This is a genomic window from Mesorhizobium vachelliae, assembly GCF_033977325.1.
In the GTDB taxonomy this organism is placed as follows: domain Bacteria; phylum Pseudomonadota; class Alphaproteobacteria; order Rhizobiales; family Rhizobiaceae; genus Mesorhizobium; species Mesorhizobium vachelliae.
The window spans coordinates 335,281-354,300 of record NZ_JAVIIR010000002.1; the positions used below are offsets into that span (position 1 = coordinate 335,281).

A 19,020-nucleotide genomic window follows, 5' to 3' on the forward strand; every position below is an offset into this window, starting at 1 on the left:
GTCGCCGCGCGTGAGGCGCCAGCCTCCTTTGGCCTTCGAGGGCGTCAGCGCTCTACGCGAGACGACCCCCTCTGTCGCCTTTGGCGACATCTCCCCCTCAAGGGGGGAGATTACCCGCTCTTCCCCCTCGCAATGAAATGCGGATTGGCGAAATCGCTGTCGCTGGCCTGGTTGCGCTTGCCGTAGACCAGCGGCCGGCCGTCCAGGGTGCGGGTCATGCCGCCGGCGGCGCGCAGCACCGCATCGCCCGCTGCCGTGTCCCATTCCATGGTGCGGCCAAAGCGCGGATAGACATCGGCTTCCGCCGCGGCGAGCAGGCAGAATTTCAGCGATGAGCCGATCGAGACGATCTCCGCGGCGCCGAGATCGCGGATGAATTCCTCGGTTTCCGGCGTGTTGTGCGAGCGGCTGGCCACGACCGCGAGCGGCGTGCCGCCTTCGCGCACATTGATCGGCCGGCGTTCAGTGATGCGATAATCGGCATCGACCTCCAGCGCCTCGGCTTTGCCGGGCCGTCCGCTGAAGAAGCGTCCGGTGCACGGCGCGAACACGACGCCGACTTCCGGCACGCCGTGACGGACCAGCGCGATGTTGACGGTGAAATCGGTGCGGCGGTTGACGAATTCCTTGGTGCCGTCGAGCGGATCGATCAGGAAGAAGGCGCCGTCGAGGTCGGGCGTCGCGACACCCGCCGCAACCTCCTCCTCGGCCACGCATGGGATATCCGGATAGGCGACGCGCAGGCCGGCCAGGATAATCTTCTCGCTTTCGCGGTCGGCTTCCGTGACCGGCGAGGAATCCGCCTTGCTGTCGACGGCGCCGCCTTCGTGGAAGACGCGCATCACCTCGCGCCCCGCTTCCAGCGCCAGGCGCTCGAAGACGCCCAGCATCGCCTCGTCGTCAGATGCCGCCGCCATTGTCATACTGCTCCTCGGCAATGTCGCGCTCGGTCAGCCAGTGTTCCAGGGCTTCCGCCATTTCCTGCGGGCTCCTGCCGAGGGTCTCAAGATGGATTTCCGGATTCTGTGGCGCCTCATAAGGGGAATCGACGCCGGTGAAATTCTTGATCTCGCCGCTCAAGGCGCGCGCGTAGAGGCCCTTCGGATCGCGGCGGGCGCATTCCTCGAACGGCGTGTCGACGAACACCTCAACGAACTCGCCCTCGGCCATCAGCTCGCGCGCCATGCGCCGCTCGGCGCTGAAGGGCGAGATGAAGGAGACGATGACGATCAATCCGGCATCGGCCATCAGCTTGGCCACTTCGGCGACGCGGCGGATGTTCTCCACGCGGTCGGCGTCGGTGAAGCCGAGATCGCGGTTCAAGCCATGACGGACGTTGTCGCCGTCGAGGATGTAGGTGTGGCGCCCGGACGCGAACAGCTTCTTCTCGAAGAGGTTGGCGATGGTCGACTTGCCGGAACCGGACAGGCCGGTGAACCAGAACACGGCCGGGCGCTGGTTCTTCAGGTCGGATCGGCCGCGCTTGCCGACATCGAGCGACTGCCAGTGGATGTTCTCAGCACGGCGCAGCGAATGCAGGATCATGCCGGCGCCGACCGTGGCATTGGTGATGCGGTCGATCAGGATGAAGGCGCCGGTGGTACGGTTCTCGGCGAAGGGATCAAAAGCGATCGGAGCCCGCGTCGAGAGGTTGCAGACGCCGACCTCGTTGATGTCGAGCGACTTCGCCGCCTCATGCGCGAAGTCGTTGACGTTGACCCGGTATTTGAGCTCGGTGACGGTGGCGCTGACCTGATCGGTCTCGGTGCGCAGGATGTAGGAGCGGCCGGGCAGCAGCGCCTGCTCGTCGAACCAGACGATGTTGGCGGCGAACTGGTCGGCGACCTGCGGACGTGCCGCCGGCGACACCAGCAGGTTGCCGCGCGACACTTCCACCTCGTCCTCGAGGACGAGCGTGATCGCCTGGCCAGCCACTGCCTGCTCGAGGTCGCCGCCCTGCGCGACGATGCGCTTGACCCGGGACGCCTTGCCCGACTTGGCGACGACGACCTCGTCGCCTTGCGAAACGGTGCCCGAAGCAATGGTGCCGGCAAAGCCCCGGAAATCGAGGTTGGGCCGGTTCACATACTGGACCGGAAAGCGGAACGGCAGCTCGACGGCGGCCTCGTCGACCGACACGGTTTCGAGATGCTCGATCAGCGACGGCCCGGAATACCAGGGCGTGCGCTCCGAGCGGCTGGTGACGTTGTCGCCGAAGCGCGCCGACATCGGGATCGGCACGACGCTCACGAAGCCCAGTTCCCGCGCGAACTCGTCATAGTCCGCGACGATCCGGTCGAAGACAGTCTTGTCGAAGCCGACGAGATCGATCTTGTTGACCGCGAGCACGATGTGCCGGATGCCGAGCAGCGAGGCGATAATGGAATGGCGCCTGGTCTGGCGCAGCACGCCCTGGCGCGCATCGATCAGCACGATGGCGAGATCGGCGGTCGAGGCGCCCGTCGCCATATTGCGCGTGTACTGCTCATGGCCGGGCGTGTCGGCGACGATGAACTTGCGCTTGGGCGTGGCGAAGAAGCGATAGGCGACGTCGATGGTGATGCCCTGCTCGCGCTCCGCCTCCAGCCCGTCGACCAGCAGCGCGAAGTCGATGTCGTCGCCGGTGGTGCCGTGCTTGCGCGAATCCTTCTCGAGCGCAGCGAGCTGGTCTTCGAAGATCTGCTTGGTGTCCGAGAGCAGCCGGCCGATCAGCGTCGACTTGCCGTCGTCGACCGAGCCGCAGGTGAGGAAGCGCAGCAGCGACTTCTTTTCCTGCGCGGCCATGTAGTCGCGGATGCCGTCGGTGGGGGCGAGGCTCTTGGCCATGATGTGGCGCATTATCAGAAATAACCCTCGCGCTTCTTCTTTTCCATCGAGCCGGCCTCGTCGCGGTCGATGAGGCGGCCCTGGCGCTCGGACGTGCGGGCGGTCAGCATCTCGCCGACGATGGCTTCCAGTGTGTCGGCATCCGATTCGATGGCGCCGGTCAGCGGATAGCAGCCAAGCGTGCGGAAGCGCACGAGACGGTTCTCGGTGGTCTCGCCCGGACGCAGTTGCATGCGCTCGTCGTCCTTGAGGATAAGCATGCCGTCGCGCTCGACCACCGGCCGCTCCTTGGCGAAATAGAGCGGCACGATCGGGATGTTCTCCTGCAGGATGTATTGCCAGATGTCGAGTTCGGTCCAGTTCGACAGCGGGAAGACCCGGATCGACTCGCCCGGCGCGATGCGGGTGTTGAAGATCTTCCACATTTCCGGCCGCTGGTTCTTCGGATCCCAGGAATGCTGGGCGTTGCGGAAGGAAAAGATGCGCTCCTTGGCACGCGACTTCTCCTCATCGCGCCGGGCGCCGCCGAAAGCCGCGTCGAAGCCGTATTTGTCGAGCGCCTGGCGCAGCGCCACAGTCTTCATCACATGGGTATGGGTGTTGGAGCCGTGATCGAAGGGATTGATGCCCTCGCGCACGCCATCCTCGTTGACATGGACCAAAAGGTCGAAGCCGAGCTTCTGCGCCATCTGGTCGCGAAAGGCGATCATCTCGCGGAATTTCCAGGTGGTGTCGACATGCAGGAACGGGAAAGGCGGCTTGGCCGGATAGAAAGCCTTCATCGCCAGATGCATCAGCACGGAAGAATCCTTGCCGACCGAATAGAGCATCACCGGCTTGGAAAAAGACGCCGCGACCTCGCGGAAGATGTGGATGGATTCGGCCTCGAGCCGCTGCAGATGCGTGAGCGCGATAGTCATGGAGCGTCGAGCGTTCTCTCGTGCCGTCGAGCGGAAATTTTGCATTGCAGGCGCAAATTTATGCCGCCCGGGCGCAAAATTCACTTCGGACAAACTGTTTCGTGCGGGCGTTCTAACAGATCGGCGACGCCGATAACAATGCAAGACCCGCGCAGCGCGAGGTCATTATAGAACGAATTTTCCAAGCATGGCCGGTAAAGCGGAAAATCCTGCCAGAGCTGCCGAAACGCAAAAGCGGGGAAAGGCCGCGGCCTTCGGGGGGAATTCCGGGCTCCCCGATCTTTGCCGGATCGAAGGTTTTCTGTCGGAACATGGCCAACTGCACTATCGCAGGGCGGCGCCAGCCGCTATACGGGCTCGGGGAACGGGCAAGGCGCGGCAAACGGAGATCGGCGAGGCGGCCTCTGGCTGGCTCGATGAGATCCGGGCGCAACCTGGAAAATTGCGAAGCAAGCATTTGAACCCGTTTACAACGCTCCGGCGCCACCTCACGCCCGCCCAGATCAACATCTATTTCTCGATCGTCTGCTTTTTTTCGCCGCCGGTGCTTGGATCGCTGGTCAGCGTCACCTTCAACGCCGGCGGCGTGTGGTCCGTGCTGCTGCTCGCCATAAAACGCAGGCGTTTCAACATCGACCGGCCGATGCTCGCGTTGACCGCGGCGATCTACGCCTATTGCGCGGCCATGGTTCTCGCTTCGATCGTCAACGGCACGCTGGCCGCCGATTTGCGGCTTTTCCTGCCGCTGATCACCTTTCTGCTTTTCCCCGTCTCCTATTCGACCTGGAGCATCACCGAGAAGACCGCGCTGGCACGTATCGCCATTCTGGCGAGCACCGCGGCCTGCTTCGGCGCGCTGGCGATCGCCATCGTCCAGTACCACTGGCTCGGCGTGAGGGCCGAGGGCGGCGCCGGAAACCCGATCGTCTTCGCAACGGTTACCTGCCTTGCCGCCATGACATGCCTCGCCGGCACGCTGTCGGGCATCGAGAAACGCTGGAAGCTGCTGGTCCTGGCGGCAATCGCCGGAGCCATGGCGATCATCTATTCGGGGTCGCGCATGATCTGGGTGGCCGTGCCGATTGCCGGCATCGTCGTGCTTCTCATCAACCGCCGCCGGTTCACCGGCGGCAGCATGGCACGCTTCGTGGCGATCGGCGTCGTGGCCGCCCTTGTAATCGCCGCCATCGGCTCTCACGTCATCCTGGATCGAGCCGACATCCTGGTCACCGACTGGGACGCGCTGAACGCCAATGGCGACCATTCGACGGCGCTCGGCCTGCGCGTGGCGATGTGGGAAATCGGCTTCAGCGCATTTCGCGAGATGCCGATTTTCGGCCATGGCATCGCGGCCAGCCGCGCGCTGATGAAGCAGGGCCTTCAGGACCAGTTCGGCCTGAGCCAGGGTTTCAGCCATTTCCACAATGGCTTCCTGACGGCGCTGGTCGAGGCCGGCCTGCTGGGGGCGCTGGCCCTGGCGTCGATTTTCGTCGTCGCCGCCTGGAACGCCGCACGCACGCTGCGCCTTAGCGTCGATCCGGTGGAGCGGTTCGGTGCGACGATGGTCCTCGTCGCGGTCGTCACCTATCTCACCGCCGGAATGGTCGGTATCCTCGTCGGCCACGACATTCTCGACGCGACGCTGATGGTGTTCCTGATCTCGGGGACCTATCTTGCGTCCGGGCGGACGGTGGCACCGACCGGCAAAGACGCGCCCACGACGACGCCAGGCGCCAACCCGCGACCATGAAGATCCTGGTCACCGGCGCGACAGGTTTCGTCGGGCGCCGGGTCGTCAGCCGGTTGCGCGAGACCGGATTCGACATACGGATCGCTTCGCGCCTGCCGCAACGGCTTGCCGGCGCGGATGACGCCGTCGCGCTGCCCGGCGCGGATGCGCAGCAGGAAGCCTTCCTGGCACTGATGCGCGACGTGACGCATGTCGTCCACTGCGCGGCGCTCAACAATGACCGCAGCGCCGGCGCGACCGACTTCCGGACCGTCAATGCGATGCTGACCGGGCGGCTCGCCCAGGCAGCCGCCACGCGCACCGACGGGCGCTTCATCTATCTCTCCTCGATCCGCGCCGTGGCGGGTGCCGGCTTCAGCGGCACCATAGGCGAAGCCACACCCCCTGCCCCGCAATGCGCCTACGGGCGCTCCAAGCGCGAAGGCGAGATCGCAATGCTGGAGGCCTTCGCAGCGGCCGGGCGCGACGGCGCGACGGCGCTGCGGCTGCCTCCTGTCTATGGCGAAGGCACGAAGGGAAATCTACACGGATTGATGCGGTTGGCCGCCACCGGCCTGCCGTTGCCGACAGCCGCCCTGACGGCGGTTCGTTCGCTCGTCTCGCAAGACGCCGTGGCCGGTGCCGTGACGCATCTTTTGACCCGCCCGGCGCCGCCGCGCCCGACCTATGTGCTCGGCGACGCTTCGCCGGTTGCGATGTCAGAAATCATCACCGCGTTCCGGCGTGGATACGGCCGGCCCGCCCGGCTTCCCCCCATGCCGGCCTGGCCGTTCCGGATCCTGGCCACGCTCGCCGGCAAACAGGCCGCGTGGCAGGCTCTGGTGGCGACGCAGGTCTGCGATTCGTCGTTGCTCGCCTCGGAAGGCTGGGCACGTGAGGCCGATACGCTCGGCCGGCTTGAGGAACTGGCTCGACAAGAGAGCCGTTCGCCGTTTCCGTGAACGGTCAACCGCTCTAAGCAGATATTCGTGGGATACCCCACGAATATCTGCTTAGGTTCCCTGGTTTCTCACAGGTTTTGATCGCAAAACCGTGGGACACTTTTGCGGAACCTGCTTAGGCGCGGAAGAACGTGCCCAGCAATATCTTGAAGTCCAGGCCGGTCGAGGCGGCCTTGATATAGGCCGCGTCGGTTTCCGCGCAAAGTTTTGGATCAGACATGTCGATCCCCTTGATCTGCGCCAGCCCGGTGATGCCTGGAAGTGCGGTGAGCACGCCCAGTTCCTTGCGGCGTTGGACCAGCTCCGCCTGCGTCGGCAGGCATGGACGAGGGCCGACAAGGCTCATCTCGCCCTTGAGCACGTTCCAGAGTTGCGGCAATTCGTCGACCTTGGTTGCGCGCAGCACCTTGCCGACCACGGTGACCGAACCGACCGGCGCCTCGTGCGTGGGCAAGGAAGGCGTTGCGAGATACATCGTGCGCAGCTTGCGGCAGACAAAGGGGGCTCCTCCCCGGCCGACGCGGATCTGCGAGAAGATGGCCGGACCGGCCGACGTTGCCCGGATTGCCAGCATCGCGACAAGCAGGACGGGCGACGACAGCGCCAGCATCACGGCTGCGATCATCAGGTCGAAGGCGCGCTTTTCCGTCACGGCTCAGAACCGCCGACGAAGGCCGCGCCATCCATAACGACCCGTGTGAACGGCCACGCGCTGATCTTATCTGGCCGCGGCTTCAGAATCATTCAATTGCGGGCGTTGGAGCAGGCTTCAATGGCCAATTGCGGGCGCGCGACACAGGTCTAACCGATCTGTCCGGCCGCTTTCGGCGCCGCTTCTTCGCGCGGGCCGCCAATGTCTTCTTCCGCCCTGTAGAGCCCGGCCAGGATGGCAAGCGCGGAGGCCTTGTCGCGATCGTGCATGGCGGCCACCAGCGCCGGCAGGGTCGTCTCGATCTTCGGCCATTCGACGACGCCTGTCCTGAGGCCGAAGATCTTGGCGATGTCGAGCTTGACCACCTCCTCGTTCTCGGCACGCAGCGTCTCGTGCAGCTTCTCGCCGGGCCTGATGCCGGTGAAGCGGATCGGAATATCGGTGTAAGGGCTTTTGCCGGCCATGCGGATCATGGTTTCGGCGACTTCGAGGATCGGCACAGGCTTGCCCATATCGAGCATGTAGATGGCATAATCATCCCTGCCCTGGCGCTGCTCGGCATCGGCGGCCGACATGATGACGAGATCGACGGCCTCGGCCACGGTCATGAAATAGCGGGTCATGCGCCGGTCGGTGATGGTGACCGGCCCGCCGGCCTCGATCTGCGCCTGGAAGATGGTCGCCACCGAACCGTTGGAGCCGAAGACATTACCGAAGCGCACGGCGATGAATTTCGTGCCCGAATGACGTGAAGCGGCGGCGCCGGCATGGCCGTTCGCCGCGCCGGCATATGGCGAGGCCGCCTGGGCCTCATGCAACGAGGAGACGATCTGCTCGGCCGCCCGCTTGGTGACCCCCAGCACCGAAGTCGGGTCGACGGCCTTGTCGCTGGAGATCAGCAGGAACTGCGGCACCCCGCATTCGGCGGCGATCTCGGCGCAGGCGAGCGTGCCGAAGACATTCGTCTCGATCGCCGCTTCCCAATTCTCCTCCAGCAGCGGCACATGCTTCAGCGCCGCGGCATGGAAGATGATCGCGGGTTTGAACTCGTTGACGAGGCGCGTCATGTGAGGCCGGTCGGTGACGTCGACGATGCGGCTGGTCAGCCGCCCGCGGTCGGCGTCGTCGGTCTGCTGATCGAGCTGGAAGATGCCGAACTCGGAATTGTCGGCCACCAGCACCGCCTCGGCGCCCAGCTCCAGCGCGCGCTTGACGAGCACGCGGCCGATGGAACCGGCGCCGCCCGTGACCATCACGCGCTTGCCACCCACGAAGGCGCCGATGCGCGTGGTGTCGGTGGCGACCGCCGAACGGCGCATGATGGTTTCCATCTCGACGGCATCGAGAACCAGCTTGCCGCCCTGCCCCAGTTCCGACAGGCCGGAAAACTGGACGACGCCGATGCCGCTGTGGCGGGCGATGCGCACCAGCTCGGCATAGTCCTCGATCTCGCGCTCGACCCCCTGGCCGAAGATCAGAAGGTCAAGGCTTTGCGTGCCCTTGACATAGTCTTCCAACACCTCCACCAGGCGCGGCCTGAGCGCCACGACCGGAACGCCCTGGATCTGCGTGCCGAGCGGCGCTTCGCTCTCGGTGGCCATGATGCCGGAGATGGCGTATTCGGCTGGCTGGGCCGCCCGGGTGAAGCGGACGATTACGTCCGCCTCGCTCAACCGGCCGATGAACAGCGCCTGCTTGGTCGAGGCATCGCCGGCGGCGCGGCGCAGGATGCGCCAGCTCGCGCCGTCACGCAGGAAGCGATAATAGAGCCTGGGCGCCGAGATGATGGTGAAGGAGACCAGGAAGAAGACGATGAACTGGCGCTCGTTGAGGCCCATGACCGGCTGAAAGAAGAAGCGGAAGCCAAGCGAGGCCAGATAGAGGACCACCGTCAGGCTGCCGCAGCCCTTCAGAATGTTGAAGAAGTCGGGCGTGGAGGCAAAGCGCCAGACGGTGTTGTAGAGTCCGGAGGTGCGAAACAAGAAATGGGCGATGAGCACGATGAGCGCCCAGCAGGCCAGCCCGCCGGCGGAGAACGCATCGAAGGAAAGCCGCGACTGCGACAGGATGAGGCTGAGCGCCACCGCGACCAGGACCATGACGAGGTCCTGGACCATGATGATGGCGCGCCGCATCCTCGGTCTGAGTTCCGATACGGCTTCGACGTAGGCGGTCATTGGGTAGCACTGAACTCCAGGCGTGGGGACATGCATACCAGAATCGCGCCGGACCGACCATTCGTCCGCCACCACTCTGGGTTGTAAAATCCCCAACCCCCGTCGCCCGGCTACCGCATTAGCGCGGAGTTAGAAGTATAGCCAGACTTTTTTGGGGAGTACCGACCCGCCAAGTGTCATGAACTCAGCGGGCGATAATGCGACAGTAAAATGCCAGGCTCTTCATTGAACCGGGCAGACGGTGCTCGGCGTTGCCGTTCAACCTTTGCGGTTCTCGAGCTGTCGGTAGAGTTCGGCATAGGATTTCCCCATCCTGTCGGCGGTGAACAGGCGAACGTAGCGCTCGCGCGCGGCTCGTCCCCAGTTCGCCGCCTCAACCGGCTGCTCGACCAGCCGGTTGATCGCTACGGCAAGGTGTATCGGATCCGATGGGGGAACGATCAGCCCAGTCCGGCCAGCCTCGTTGACATAGCTTGTGCCCGTGCCGATTTCGCAAGAAATCATCGGTTTGCCGCACATGGCCGCCTCAATCAGCGAAAGACCATAGGCCTCCGATCTCTGATTCGAAGGAAAGACAAAGCCGAGGCAGTTGCGGAGCAGCGCCATCTTGCGCGGCTCGGATATCTCACCGAGGAAAATCACGTTGTCGTGACCCAGCGTCTGCGCCTGTTGTTTAAGTTCGCGCTCGACCGGGCCCGAACCGGCAATGACGATCTTGCACCGCGCCCGGCCGGAGGCATGGACCAGAACATCCAGTCCCTTATAGTAACGCAGAACGCCAACGAACAGCACGAACGGTTCCGGGATCGTCGATCGGCACCAGGCGTCGTCGGCCTCGCTTGGCGTCGGATAGGCGCCCTCATCGATGCCAATGGGGATGACCTTCGATTTGGCCTTGAATGCCCTGAGAATGGGGCTCGACTCGAGATAGTTCGGCGATGTCGCCACGATCGCGTCGACGTTCCTCAGGAAGCGCGTCATCAAGGGCCGGTAGAAAGGCAGGATGAGCCGCTGTTTGACGATGTCGGAATGATAGGTGACGATAGTCGGTTTGCCGTGGCGGGACTGAAAATGCACGATATCCATGAGCGGCCACGGAAAGTGGTAATGGACCAAGTCGGCTTGTCTGGCCATCGCACTGAACTTTCGAAAGACATCGCGCGAAAACCCCGTCGATGCCAGTTCGAAATCCAGCCTGGCTTTCTGGGCCACATGGCCGTCAAGACGTTGTGTGTTTTCTTCCGGCGTGCGGCTCAACGAGAGCACCTGCGTTTCGACGCCGTGCCGGGCCGTGCTCTCGGCGACGGCATGGATCGTCCGTTCCACCCCGCCAAACGTATCGGGCCAGTATGTCTTGAAGAAATGCAGGACTTTCACGCGCTGGTGTCCCGTCTTTGCCCGATGGCTTGCTCGAAGATCCGCAGCATCCCCCTGGCGTGATTTTCCCAGGTGAAACGCCCGGCATTGTTGCGCGCGCCGGCGGCGATCCGGTTGCGGAACTCGGCATCCGTACTGAGCCGGTCGAATGCATCGGCGATCGCCGCGGAATCCCTCGGGTCAACAAGAACGGCATTGTTTCCGGCGACCTCGGGCATCGACGACGTGCTTGACGTCAGCACCGGCTTGCCGAACGACTGCGCCTCGACGATCGGGAAGCCGAATCCCTCATAGAGGGACGGCATCGCCAGGAACAGGCAATTCGCGTACAGCGTGGCGAGCACGCTATCGTCGACGAAGCCGGTAAACCTGATATTCGTCTCGAGCCCGCTGCCGCGCACGAGATCGGCCAGACCGGTCTGCTTCCATCCCTTGCCGCCGACGATGACAAGATCGCAGCCCGCGCGGGTGCCGGCAGACAGTAGGCCATAGGCCCTTATCAGATTGGCGAGATTCTTCCGCGGCTCGAGCGTGCCGACAAAAAGCGCGTAGGGCCTGGTGATGCCGAGCGGCTCGAGGCTCGAGACATCTCCCGGAGCCGGCAGCGAGGCCGTGCCAGGGGCGACGGTGGTGACCGACGATCTCAACCAAGGAAATTCAGCCGTTAGCGCGCTCGCCGTGGCCGTCGAATCCGCGACCACGACATCAGCGGTCCGCAACGCCGGCTTCATCAGCAAGCGGTCGCCCATCCAGGTGCGAGTTCGCATGGTCCGCGCGGCATGCAGCCAGACGAGATCGTGGATCGTGACCACCCGTGCGATGCGGCCATCGAGAATGAAGGGCAGCCGATGCGAAGGCCCCCAGAGAACCTCCACGCGGTCGCGCCGTGCCAAGGAAGGCAGCACCGACTGTCCCCAGAAGGTCCTGGCGAGAGGCCCCTTGAAGCCGGCAAGCTGCACGGAAACGCCAGATGGAATGTCGTAGCCCGAGTTGACGGCACTCGGCGCATAAACCATCACGTCGCCGCCCTGCGCCGCCAGAGCCTTGATGGCATTGTGGACGAACCGGCCGATTCCATCGGTAGCCGATGCGAGGTTTCTGCCGTCGATGGCGATTTTCAACCGCGTCTCCGGGATTTTGTCTTTCTTGGTGGGACCTAAGGACGGTCGCTAGCTGGGCATATCAACAGCGGTCGCTCGCGAGAGGGACTCGCCTGAACAACTCAGACAATCCGTATTTGAAGTTATCATATGCGAATTTTCGGGACGCGGCTTCTTCGGCCTCTTTCTGCCGTAGCACTGCTGCGGCGCGATCTTCAAGAACCGACATCACGCGGTCCGCAAACCCCTCGCAATCGCCGACATCGACCAGATCCAGGCAAGCAGATGCCTCTGCGAGCTCCAGTGTAATGAGCGGGATATTCGTCGCCACCACAGGCACGCCCAGATGTAGCGCCTCGGTTATCTGGGTCGGGAAATTCCCTTCCATTTCAGACGTGAACAGCAGACAGAGCGCATTCTTGTACAAATACCCGAGTTCCGCATCTGTCAGCTCTGACAACGAGACCAAATGCTCTTCCGCCCCAGATGCCGACTTGCCCACCAACGGGGTAGTCAGAAGACCAATGAGTTGGTCCTCGCTGCCGGTCGCCTTAAGCCGCTCGTTTACAATCGCCACGGTTCTCGCAAAGTCCGCGAGCCGCTTCGAGGGCCGATCCCGAGTAGGATAAAATGCGTAATATTTTGGCAGTACCCCGAACCGGCCGGAGACCTCCGCGTTGCCTGGACTGCCATTCAGATATGGCAGGGGGACGTGCACGATGTTTTCCGGGCGTGCGGCCAACGTGGTCTTCGGCAGATACGATGCAGTGAACGCGGAGTTCGTCAGAATGCGGCGAGCCTTGGCGACCATCTTTCTGCCGATCATCGCCGACTGCCATGTAGCACCCATCTCAACCGAGCCTTTGTAGAAATGGGGCATATAGTCTGGGAGATATAAGACGACGTTCTTACCCTCAAGGTGGGCAAGTTCGGGAAACATGTGGTAGTGCGATATCAGCACATGGCCGATGTTTGAGTCTGCATTTATCAGGTCAACATATTCGGCACGCGGCGTGGCGCCACTCGCAAGTTTGAAATTGTCGACCTGTTGCTCCACTCTGCGCAGTGCCTTGAAAATCGCCACCGCAGCTGTCGATGCGAGCGCGCGGGGTATGTTCTTGATATCTCTTGCTCGGCAAAGCCCCTTGAGATGGTCGATATTGGCTGAAAATGGTCGAGCCCGGGCAATCTGGCGAAGGCGTCCCATCGCCGTTATCGCCCGGTTTCCGACGGGAACGTCCTTGTCAATCACCATGATCTTCAGGTTGCGGTCGGCGGCGGAATTGAGGAAGCCGTGGATGCGACCGACGTCTTCTTTCCGCGCCGTGACGACGACCCTCAATCCAAGGTCGGCCAGCGCGCGAATGACTTGGCGGACGACTCGCGCGATTCCCTCCGCACAATGGTATTCGCCGTTTTGGCGAACCACGAACGGCCCAAAGCCATGGAAGGCCACAAGAACGGTTTCGGCGGCGGGCGCCTCAATCTTTACCGTTGGCGTATAAATCAACTCAGGCGCCTGGTTCGCTCCCGTTTCGCCGAGAACCCTGGTTATGGCGTCGTCGAATATGGGCCACACATATTCCGGCTGGTACAGTTTCCGGACTTCGACCTGGCTTTCGATGAGTTCGCGAGAGAGAGCACGGTCGCCCTTCCGCAACTGCTCCGACCGCTTTACCAGCTCTTCAATTCTGTTGGTTCTGCCGGGTGCCGTCGCGGAGAAATACCGGCAAAGCAAAGACCCCTTTTGGAACAGCACAGGACCGCCAAGCGTCATGAACTCTATTGGCGGCAGATAGCAAACGGTGGGCTCCTCATAGTGATACGCAAATCCGCGCATCTGGGACAGCCGTCTTATGAACTCGGATCGGTCGACCGTGCCTATCACCTGCTCATCGCGCACAGGCACGTTCTGCGCACCGAAAATCCTGTAACCTTTCGCGGGAAAATAGTGCTTCAGGTGGCGGTAATTGGTGGTGTAGTAAGGAATGTCCGCAACCCTTGGGCAGAGCAATCCCAGTTCAGTCCCCGACGCTTCGATATCCCACGTATCTCGCAGATCGACGACGTCCTGCGTGAGGCAGTAGGGGACGATCATCATGCGTGATCGCAGCCAATCGTCCTCTATATCCGTCACCTTTTCCGAATGCGGCATGAACCAGAAGTCGTTCCGCTCGGTGACAAGCGGCAGCGCTCCCAAATTGGCCAGTTCATCCGACAGACTGTGAGGCTGGCCATAGGTGCGATAGATGACTCGGCCATGATAGGCTTTCAGGAAATGGGCCAGCCATAACGGGTTGATCGTTACAATCGCGGCGTCGAAATATGCATTCAGAACTTCCGCTGCCGCCGGCGGAATCTCATCATAGAAGAAATTGGTCTTTGCCAGGATCCCCAGAGCCTCTTTCGGCAGACTGGAGTCGGGCGCAACCCAATCGTAGACGGCGGACTGATCGTAGACGTCGCTCAGATAAGGTGGATTGAACACCTCGTAACCAAGCGCTCGCAAGCGGGGGAGTTCGGTTTGCGACAGCACTTTGTGCATGCCCAGCCAGAAAATTCGCTTCTTCTTGATCATTCCGCTTCCGATTCCAGGGGGCGATGTCTGGTATTGCAGTGCACCATCGCTTGTCAAATTCGTGACCCCGATGGTCGGCAGCGGTGAATGCACAGAAAAATGCACCATGGAGACGGCAGACAGCCGAGGAGCAGGGTGAAGCCATTTGCTGAAGGCGAGGCGGAGGCTATGATGCCCGTCGTTTGTGTATGACGTCACCTCGTTGGTGGCTCATTTCCGAAGATGGCTGCAGCTTCATTCCGCATGACCTCGATCGCACGCTGAGGCAGAGTTCTGTGTTCGACGCATTTCATGTTGCAATGGAGTTCAAATCCGCTATGCGGGAAAGAAGAGTCGAAGGCTGCAATTATGAACTTGAAAGCCCACTGATAGCCTCATCTGAATGGAGAGCGTAGATCATTTTCAGGTCGCGGCGGCACAGAAAATCGTGGAAGGATTACACGTGCTACGGGGTTTACTGGACAAAATAGAGCATAGCTACTCGATCGCCTTTACACCGCGATGCGGCAGCAACCATCTCTGCGATTTGTTGACGCTGGCCGGGATCGGCCGTCCGACGGAATATTTCCAGTATGAGCTTCCCCACTGGAAGGTTGCCGATCTTAACGCGGCCATATCGACGGTTCTCCGAGAAAATACGGTCAATGGTGTTTTTGGCGTGAAGATCGCCCATGATCATTGCGCCTGGTTGCGTAGTGCGATCGCCAGAGCCACCGGGCAGGACAGGACCCTTGGCGACGTGTTTCCGAACCATCGGTGGATAAGGCTGGTGCGAAGAGACAAGATCGCGCAGGCGATATCCCTTTATAGGGCGCAGGTGACACAGCAATGGCTCATATGGCAGGACGATAGCAAGTCGAACGTGACAGTACCCTACGATTTTCCGGCGATTGTGACTTGCTATCATACGGTTCTCACTGCCGAATTGGCGTGGGACGTCTATTTTTCGGAACATCGTATTGAGCCGCTAGTCATCATCTATGAGGAACTAGTGGAGCGCCCGCACGAGACAGTCTCGGCAATAGCGGAATATCTGAGCTTGAAGAACTGGCACTCGGATAAAAGAGCGGAAGCGAACCTCCGAATCCAGCGTGATGAGCACACGGCTTCGCTTATTGCGCAGTTCCGTCACACCCTGATCGATATCGGAAGCTTGCAAGGTTAAAAAACCTGGCGACTGGCATGCGTCCTTTGAAAATCAGGCCGGTATCGCAGTCAAATCGAGTGTTTCTCTCCCCGCCAGTCGCAAGAGGCGTTCGCGCGTCCGAGCCGCGATGCGCTCAAAGGTGAATTCCTGCACCCATTGTTGCGCCAGGTGGTCGAATTCATGAACCGAGGTCGGCCCGCGATCGAGGGGCAGAACCGGATCGTCAGGCTTGGCCATGCCATCCAATTGGGCGAGAACGAGTTTCGACAGTCCTGCGGCAAGAGCTTCCACATCCCCCGTCGGCACCACGCAGCCAAGCCGATTGGCGATGTGGGGCAGATTGTAGGCGTCATAGACCAGTGGGACGCAGCCGGCGCGGAAGCCCTCGGCAACGGGGCGGCAGAAACCCTCGTGATAAGAGGGGATAGCGACGATGTGGGCGTCTCGGAACAGCCGATCTCGCTCCACGTCATCGATCGTGCCGGTAAAGGAAACTACCGACTCCAGATGATGCTCTCCGACGAGGGATTGCAACTCACGGACATAGGCCGGATCCGACCAATGCATATTGCCGGCGATGGTCACCCTCAGCATTTTCCGCACTGCTGACGCGCGAGCGATGGCCTTGATCAGGTCGTGAATGCCCTTTGACGGCGCAATGCGGCCGACGAACAAGACGGATATGTGATCCTTGGCCTTCTCGGCAAGGCTGGAACAGGCCGGATCTTCGACCACTAGCGGTATGACCCGGATCTTGTCGGGGTCGAAACCCCGCTCGAGCAAATATTCGGCATTGCTCGGGCTATCGGCCCAAATCTCGTCGGCGCGGCGCAGTATCTCAATTTGGCGCAGCGATCGTTCCACCACGGGTATGTCGACCGGTCGCACCAGATGGGGAGGCGTAACATTGTGAAAGCGGACGATCCTGGTACGAGGCCCTCCGCCAAGAAGTGCGTCGAACAGACCGTGATGAATGCCGAAGTGAAAAACGGCCGCGTCGGCAGCGTAATAGCTTGGATCGAGAAGCAACTCGCCAGAGGTGTTGCGCTGGCGATGCGCAATCTCGGGATATTCGCAGGCATGTCCCAGGTGGATGGCCTCGAACCCGGCTTTCTTGGACAGGAAACGCATCGTGTCGCGTACGGCAAGCGAAATTGCATCACGCCGAACCATGATGGGCGCCACCACTGCAACCCGCAACGGCTGTCCGTCAATTCTCATCATCCCCCCTTTTAGTAACTACTAGCTGGTTCTGGCTTCGCATGCCTTGCGCAGCAGCGTAACGAGCCCGCTTGCGGCTGCCTCGACCGAAAAATGTTGTTCATAGCGGCGGCGTCCAGCATCGCCCAGCGAACGGCGCAGCGACGTGTCGGCGACAAGCCGCTCCAGACAGCCTTCCAGGGAGACTGGATCGCCTGGCTCAGCAAGTAGGCCTGTCTCGCCGGGTTCGACAATCTCGACCATACCGCCTGCGCGGCAGGCTATGACCGGTTTGCCGTAGATCATGGCCTCTACGAGCACTTGCCCGAAGGATTCGAAGCGGCTGGGCGCCACAAAGATATCGCAAGCGCCGTAGAAACCTCGCAACTGTTCTTCGGAAACCTCACCATGGAAGCTCACATGCGCGCGGGCATCCGCCGTCGCGACGGCCTCGAAGGCGGCGCGATAGGTGGTATTGCCGTCCGGCCCAGGGATTTTGTCATTGCCTACGATATCGAAGTGGAGGTTAGGATGCCTCACGAGCAGTTTATGGATGACGTCTAGCAACACGTCGATGCCCTTGCGCGCTTCGAGCCGACCGATGAAGACGACGCGCAATGTTCCCTGCGGTAGCGATGCCGGCGGCACTTCTGGAAGTGCCGAGAAATCTTCTAGGCCCAGGGGCACCATGGCGGTGCGCGCATCCTCGAGCTCGACGTCATAGACCGCCGATATGTCGCGGCGGATGGCCTTGCTGATAGCGTGGATGCCGGCTGAGTCACGTAGCAGGCGCGTCTCCAGGGCCAGCATTGGTTTGGCGAAGCCCTGCATGAATTGCTGGTCGTTCCTGTGATGGTGATGGCTCTCAAGCCAGAAATGCAAGGTTGTTTGTAGGCCGGTCACGAGCGGAAAGCGATTGTCGAGCAGTATGGCCGCGCCTTCGCAATCCCAGATCGGCGCGTAGACAGCATCGACCTGCTGGCGCTCAGCCAACCGACGCAGCTCCTGCAGCATGAGCGTCGAATGCGCCCATATATGCGCCGGAATAGTGACGCCCGCCGGCGGAGGCTCGCTCGGCTGTCGCGACGCGATACGGTGGACCCATACTCCTTCCTCGAAATCCACGCGGTCATGTCCCTCCCCTCGGGTAAGCACATGGATGTTGTGGCCGATTGCTGCGGCAGCGCGCGCCAGTTGGTTGATATATCGTCCGACCCCACCGACGACGCCGGGCGGATATTCCTGGCTGAGAAAGACGAAAGTGTTGCGCCCGCCCGAAGGGGTCAGGCGCGAGAAAGGCAGGAAGGGCGCGGTCATCCGTGAGGGAAGCTCAGGGTCCATCAGGCGACGGGGACCGCTTAGGCCGCGTTTAAGGCCGACCTCCCATGCTCTCTTTTCATCGGCGCCGAAAAGATCGAGATCCGCCTGGGCCAGCAGGCGACTGGTTTCGACATGATAACGGACGTCCGCTTCTTGTTCCCGAACAAATGACAGCATGTCCTCTACTGCGCGCCTAACACTATAATGGCCGCAGTTGTTGATGAGCGAGAAGTAGAGCTTGTTCTTCAGCACAGGATAGCGGATACGGGTTACGCGATCGGGCGTGCGAATGGCACTGGGCAAGAATTTGTGGTGGACAACGGCATTCGGCAGTTGCCGTATCGTCCAACCAGCGTCGTTGACGCGGCAGCACAGGTCGGTTTCATCAAGATAGAATTCATATTCCTCGTCGAAGCCGCCCAAAGTGAGCAGGACATCGCGCCGGAAAGCCGAGTTCGTTCCCTGCAGGTATGGAAAATTGTAGGATCGGGGAAAATTGTATTCGTCCGCCGGTGCCTTGCGCTGCCAGTCGGCGTTCCCCAGCCTGTCGGCCGAGGAGTAGAGATATTGCTGCCGTGTGCCGGTATGGTCCATGACAATACCGCCTGCCGCAGCGACTTGCGGATCGTCGAAAGCGCCGAGCAGATCGGTCATCCATTGCGGCTCGGGCATGCCGTCGTCGTCGATGAAGGCAACGATCTCGCCGGCTGCCAGTGCAATGCCGATGTTTCTGGAAACCGAAAGGTTGCGTTCCGGGTTCTTCGCCACCTTGATGCGACCATCCCACTCAGCAAGCACCTCGGCGATACCGTCTTCTGTCGGACCACGAACTACACAGACTTCGTATTCCGGCCCGTCGAGGAATTGCAAGCATTGGAGATTGCTGGCGAGCGCATCGGCACGGCCGTCTGTACATATGACGATCGAGAACCTCAGACTCGACTCTTTATCGCCAGTTATCCGATCGGGTTCATTTTCATGCATAAGTAATCGTTTTCACCCTCGGAGATAATGGGGTCGCCTGAGGCAAAG

Annotated in this window: 13 protein-coding genes; 3 read left to right on the forward strand and 10 right to left on the reverse strand. The window is 61.6% G+C overall.

What is annotated here, in order from left to right:
• Positions 1-110: 110 nt before the first annotated feature.
• Genes cysQ through cysD form a run of 3 tightly spaced genes read right to left on the reverse strand, consistent with a single transcriptional unit; the run spans position 111 to position 3,746 of the window.
• Positions 111-890, reverse strand: a complete 780-nt coding sequence (cysQ, locus tag RFM41_RS05220; RefSeq protein WP_320246951.1) for a 3'(2'),5'-bisphosphate nucleotidase CysQ — start codon at positions 888-890, stop codon at positions 111-113.
• Between the two features lie 10 nt (positions 891-900).
• Positions 901-2,838, reverse strand: a complete 1,938-nt coding sequence (gene cysN / locus RFM41_RS05225; protein WP_320246500.1) for a sulfate adenylyltransferase subunit CysN — start codon at positions 2,836-2,838, stop codon at positions 901-903.
• Between the two features lie 2 nt (positions 2,839-2,840).
• Positions 2,841-3,746, reverse strand: coding sequence for a sulfate adenylyltransferase subunit CysD (cysD, locus tag RFM41_RS05230; protein WP_320246499.1), 906 nt, complete (start codon positions 3,744-3,746; stop codon positions 2,841-2,843).
• Between the two features lie 457 nt (positions 3,747-4,203).
• Between cysD and RFM41_RS05235 the strand changes: the two genes are divergently transcribed.
• Both RFM41_RS05235 and RFM41_RS05240 read left to right on the forward strand, forming a co-directional pair.
• On the forward strand, positions 4,204-5,496 hold the full coding sequence (locus RFM41_RS05235; protein WP_320246498.1) for an O-antigen ligase family protein: 1,293 nt from the start codon (positions 4,204-4,206) through the stop codon (positions 5,494-5,496).
• A complete protein-coding gene (locus RFM41_RS05240) occupies positions 5,493-6,437 on the forward strand; it encodes an NAD-dependent epimerase/dehydratase family protein (protein WP_320246497.1) in 945 nt (314 codons plus the stop codon). Before RFM41_RS05235 ends, RFM41_RS05240 begins: the two co-directional genes overlap by 4 nt.
• 115 nt (positions 6,438-6,552) lie before the next feature.
• Here RFM41_RS05240 and RFM41_RS05245 read toward each other — a convergent pair whose 3' ends face one another.
• The 5 genes from RFM41_RS05245 to RFM41_RS05265 all read right to left on the reverse strand — a co-directional run bounded on the left by RFM41_RS05245 (position 6,553) and on the right by RFM41_RS05265 (position 14,321).
• Entirely contained in the window at positions 6,553-7,089 is a 537-nt protein-coding gene (locus tag RFM41_RS05245; protein ID WP_320246496.1) for a sugar transferase, read from the reverse strand.
• A 149-nt stretch (positions 7,090-7,238) separates the two neighbouring features.
• On the reverse strand, positions 7,239-9,266 hold the full coding sequence (locus RFM41_RS05250) for a UDP-N-acetylglucosamine 4,6-dehydratase (RefSeq protein ID WP_320246495.1): 2,028 nt from the start codon (positions 9,264-9,266) through the stop codon (positions 7,239-7,241).
• Positions 9,267-9,524: 258 nt separating this feature from the next.
• Positions 9,525-10,643 (reverse strand): glycosyltransferase, encoded by a 1,119-nt coding sequence (locus RFM41_RS05255; RefSeq protein WP_320246494.1) that lies wholly within the window; start codon positions 10,641-10,643, stop codon positions 9,525-9,527.
• Complete coding sequence (locus RFM41_RS05260; protein WP_320246493.1) at positions 10,640-11,764, reverse strand: glycosyltransferase family 4 protein; 1,125 nt, start codon at positions 11,762-11,764, stop codon at positions 10,640-10,642. The genes RFM41_RS05255 and RFM41_RS05260 overlap by 4 nt, the downstream gene beginning before the upstream one ends.
• Positions 11,765-11,825: 61 nt before the next feature.
• Positions 11,826-14,321: a glycosyltransferase gene (locus tag RFM41_RS05265; protein ID WP_320246492.1), complete on the reverse strand. Its 2,496-nt coding sequence runs from the start codon at positions 14,319-14,321 to the stop codon at positions 11,826-11,828.
• A gap of 382 nt (positions 14,322-14,703) precedes the next feature.
• Here RFM41_RS05265 and RFM41_RS05270 point away from each other — a divergent pair, with 382 nt between their 5' ends.
• Positions 14,704-15,486: a Stf0 family sulfotransferase gene (locus RFM41_RS05270; RefSeq protein WP_320246491.1), complete on the forward strand. Its 783-nt coding sequence runs from the start codon at positions 14,704-14,706 to the stop codon at positions 15,484-15,486.
• A gap of 33 nt (positions 15,487-15,519) precedes the next feature.
• Here RFM41_RS05270 and RFM41_RS05275 read toward each other — a convergent pair whose 3' ends face one another.
• Both RFM41_RS05275 and RFM41_RS05280 read right to left on the reverse strand, forming a co-directional pair.
• Complete coding sequence (locus tag RFM41_RS05275; RefSeq protein WP_320319248.1) at positions 15,520-16,692, reverse strand: glycosyltransferase family 4 protein; 1,173 nt, start codon at positions 16,690-16,692, stop codon at positions 15,520-15,522.
• A gap of 18 nt (positions 16,693-16,710) precedes the next feature.
• Positions 16,711-18,972, reverse strand: a complete 2,262-nt coding sequence (locus RFM41_RS05280; protein WP_320246489.1) for a glycosyltransferase — start codon at positions 18,970-18,972, stop codon at positions 16,711-16,713.
• Positions 18,973-19,020: the final 48 nt, after the last annotated feature.

Excerpts from the sequence above, each read along its gene's own strand:
- RFM41_RS05280 (WP_320246489.1), bottom strand. The coding sequence starts at position 18,972 with ATGCATGAAAATGAACCCGATCGGATAACTGGCGATAAAGAGTCGAGT.
- RFM41_RS05265 (WP_320246492.1), bottom strand. The coding sequence starts at position 14,321 with ATGATCAAGAAGAAGCGAATTTTCTGGCTGGGCATGCACAAAGTGCTG.
- RFM41_RS05270 (WP_320246491.1), top strand. The coding sequence starts at position 14,704 with ATGGAGAGCGTAGATCATTTTCAGGTCGCGGCGGCACAGAAAATCGTG.
- RFM41_RS05240 (WP_320246497.1), top strand. The coding sequence starts at position 5,493 with ATGAAGATCCTGGTCACCGGCGCGACAGGTTTCGTCGGGCGCCGGGTC.
- cysD (WP_320246499.1), bottom strand. The coding sequence starts at position 3,746 with ATGACTATCGCGCTCACGCATCTGCAGCGGCTCGAGGCCGAATCCATC.
- cysQ (WP_320246951.1), bottom strand. The coding sequence starts at position 890 with ATGCTGGGCGTCTTCGAGCGCCTGGCGCTGGAAGCGGGGCGCGAGGTG.
- RFM41_RS05250 (WP_320246495.1), bottom strand. The coding sequence starts at position 9,266 with ATGACCGCCTACGTCGAAGCCGTATCGGAACTCAGACCGAGGATGCGG.
- RFM41_RS05275 (WP_320319248.1), bottom strand. The coding sequence starts at position 16,692 with ATGATGAGAATTGACGGACAGCCGTTGCGGGTTGCAGTGGTGGCGCCC.
- cysN (WP_320246500.1), bottom strand. The coding sequence starts at position 2,838 with ATGCGCCACATCATGGCCAAGAGCCTCGCCCCCACCGACGGCATCCGC.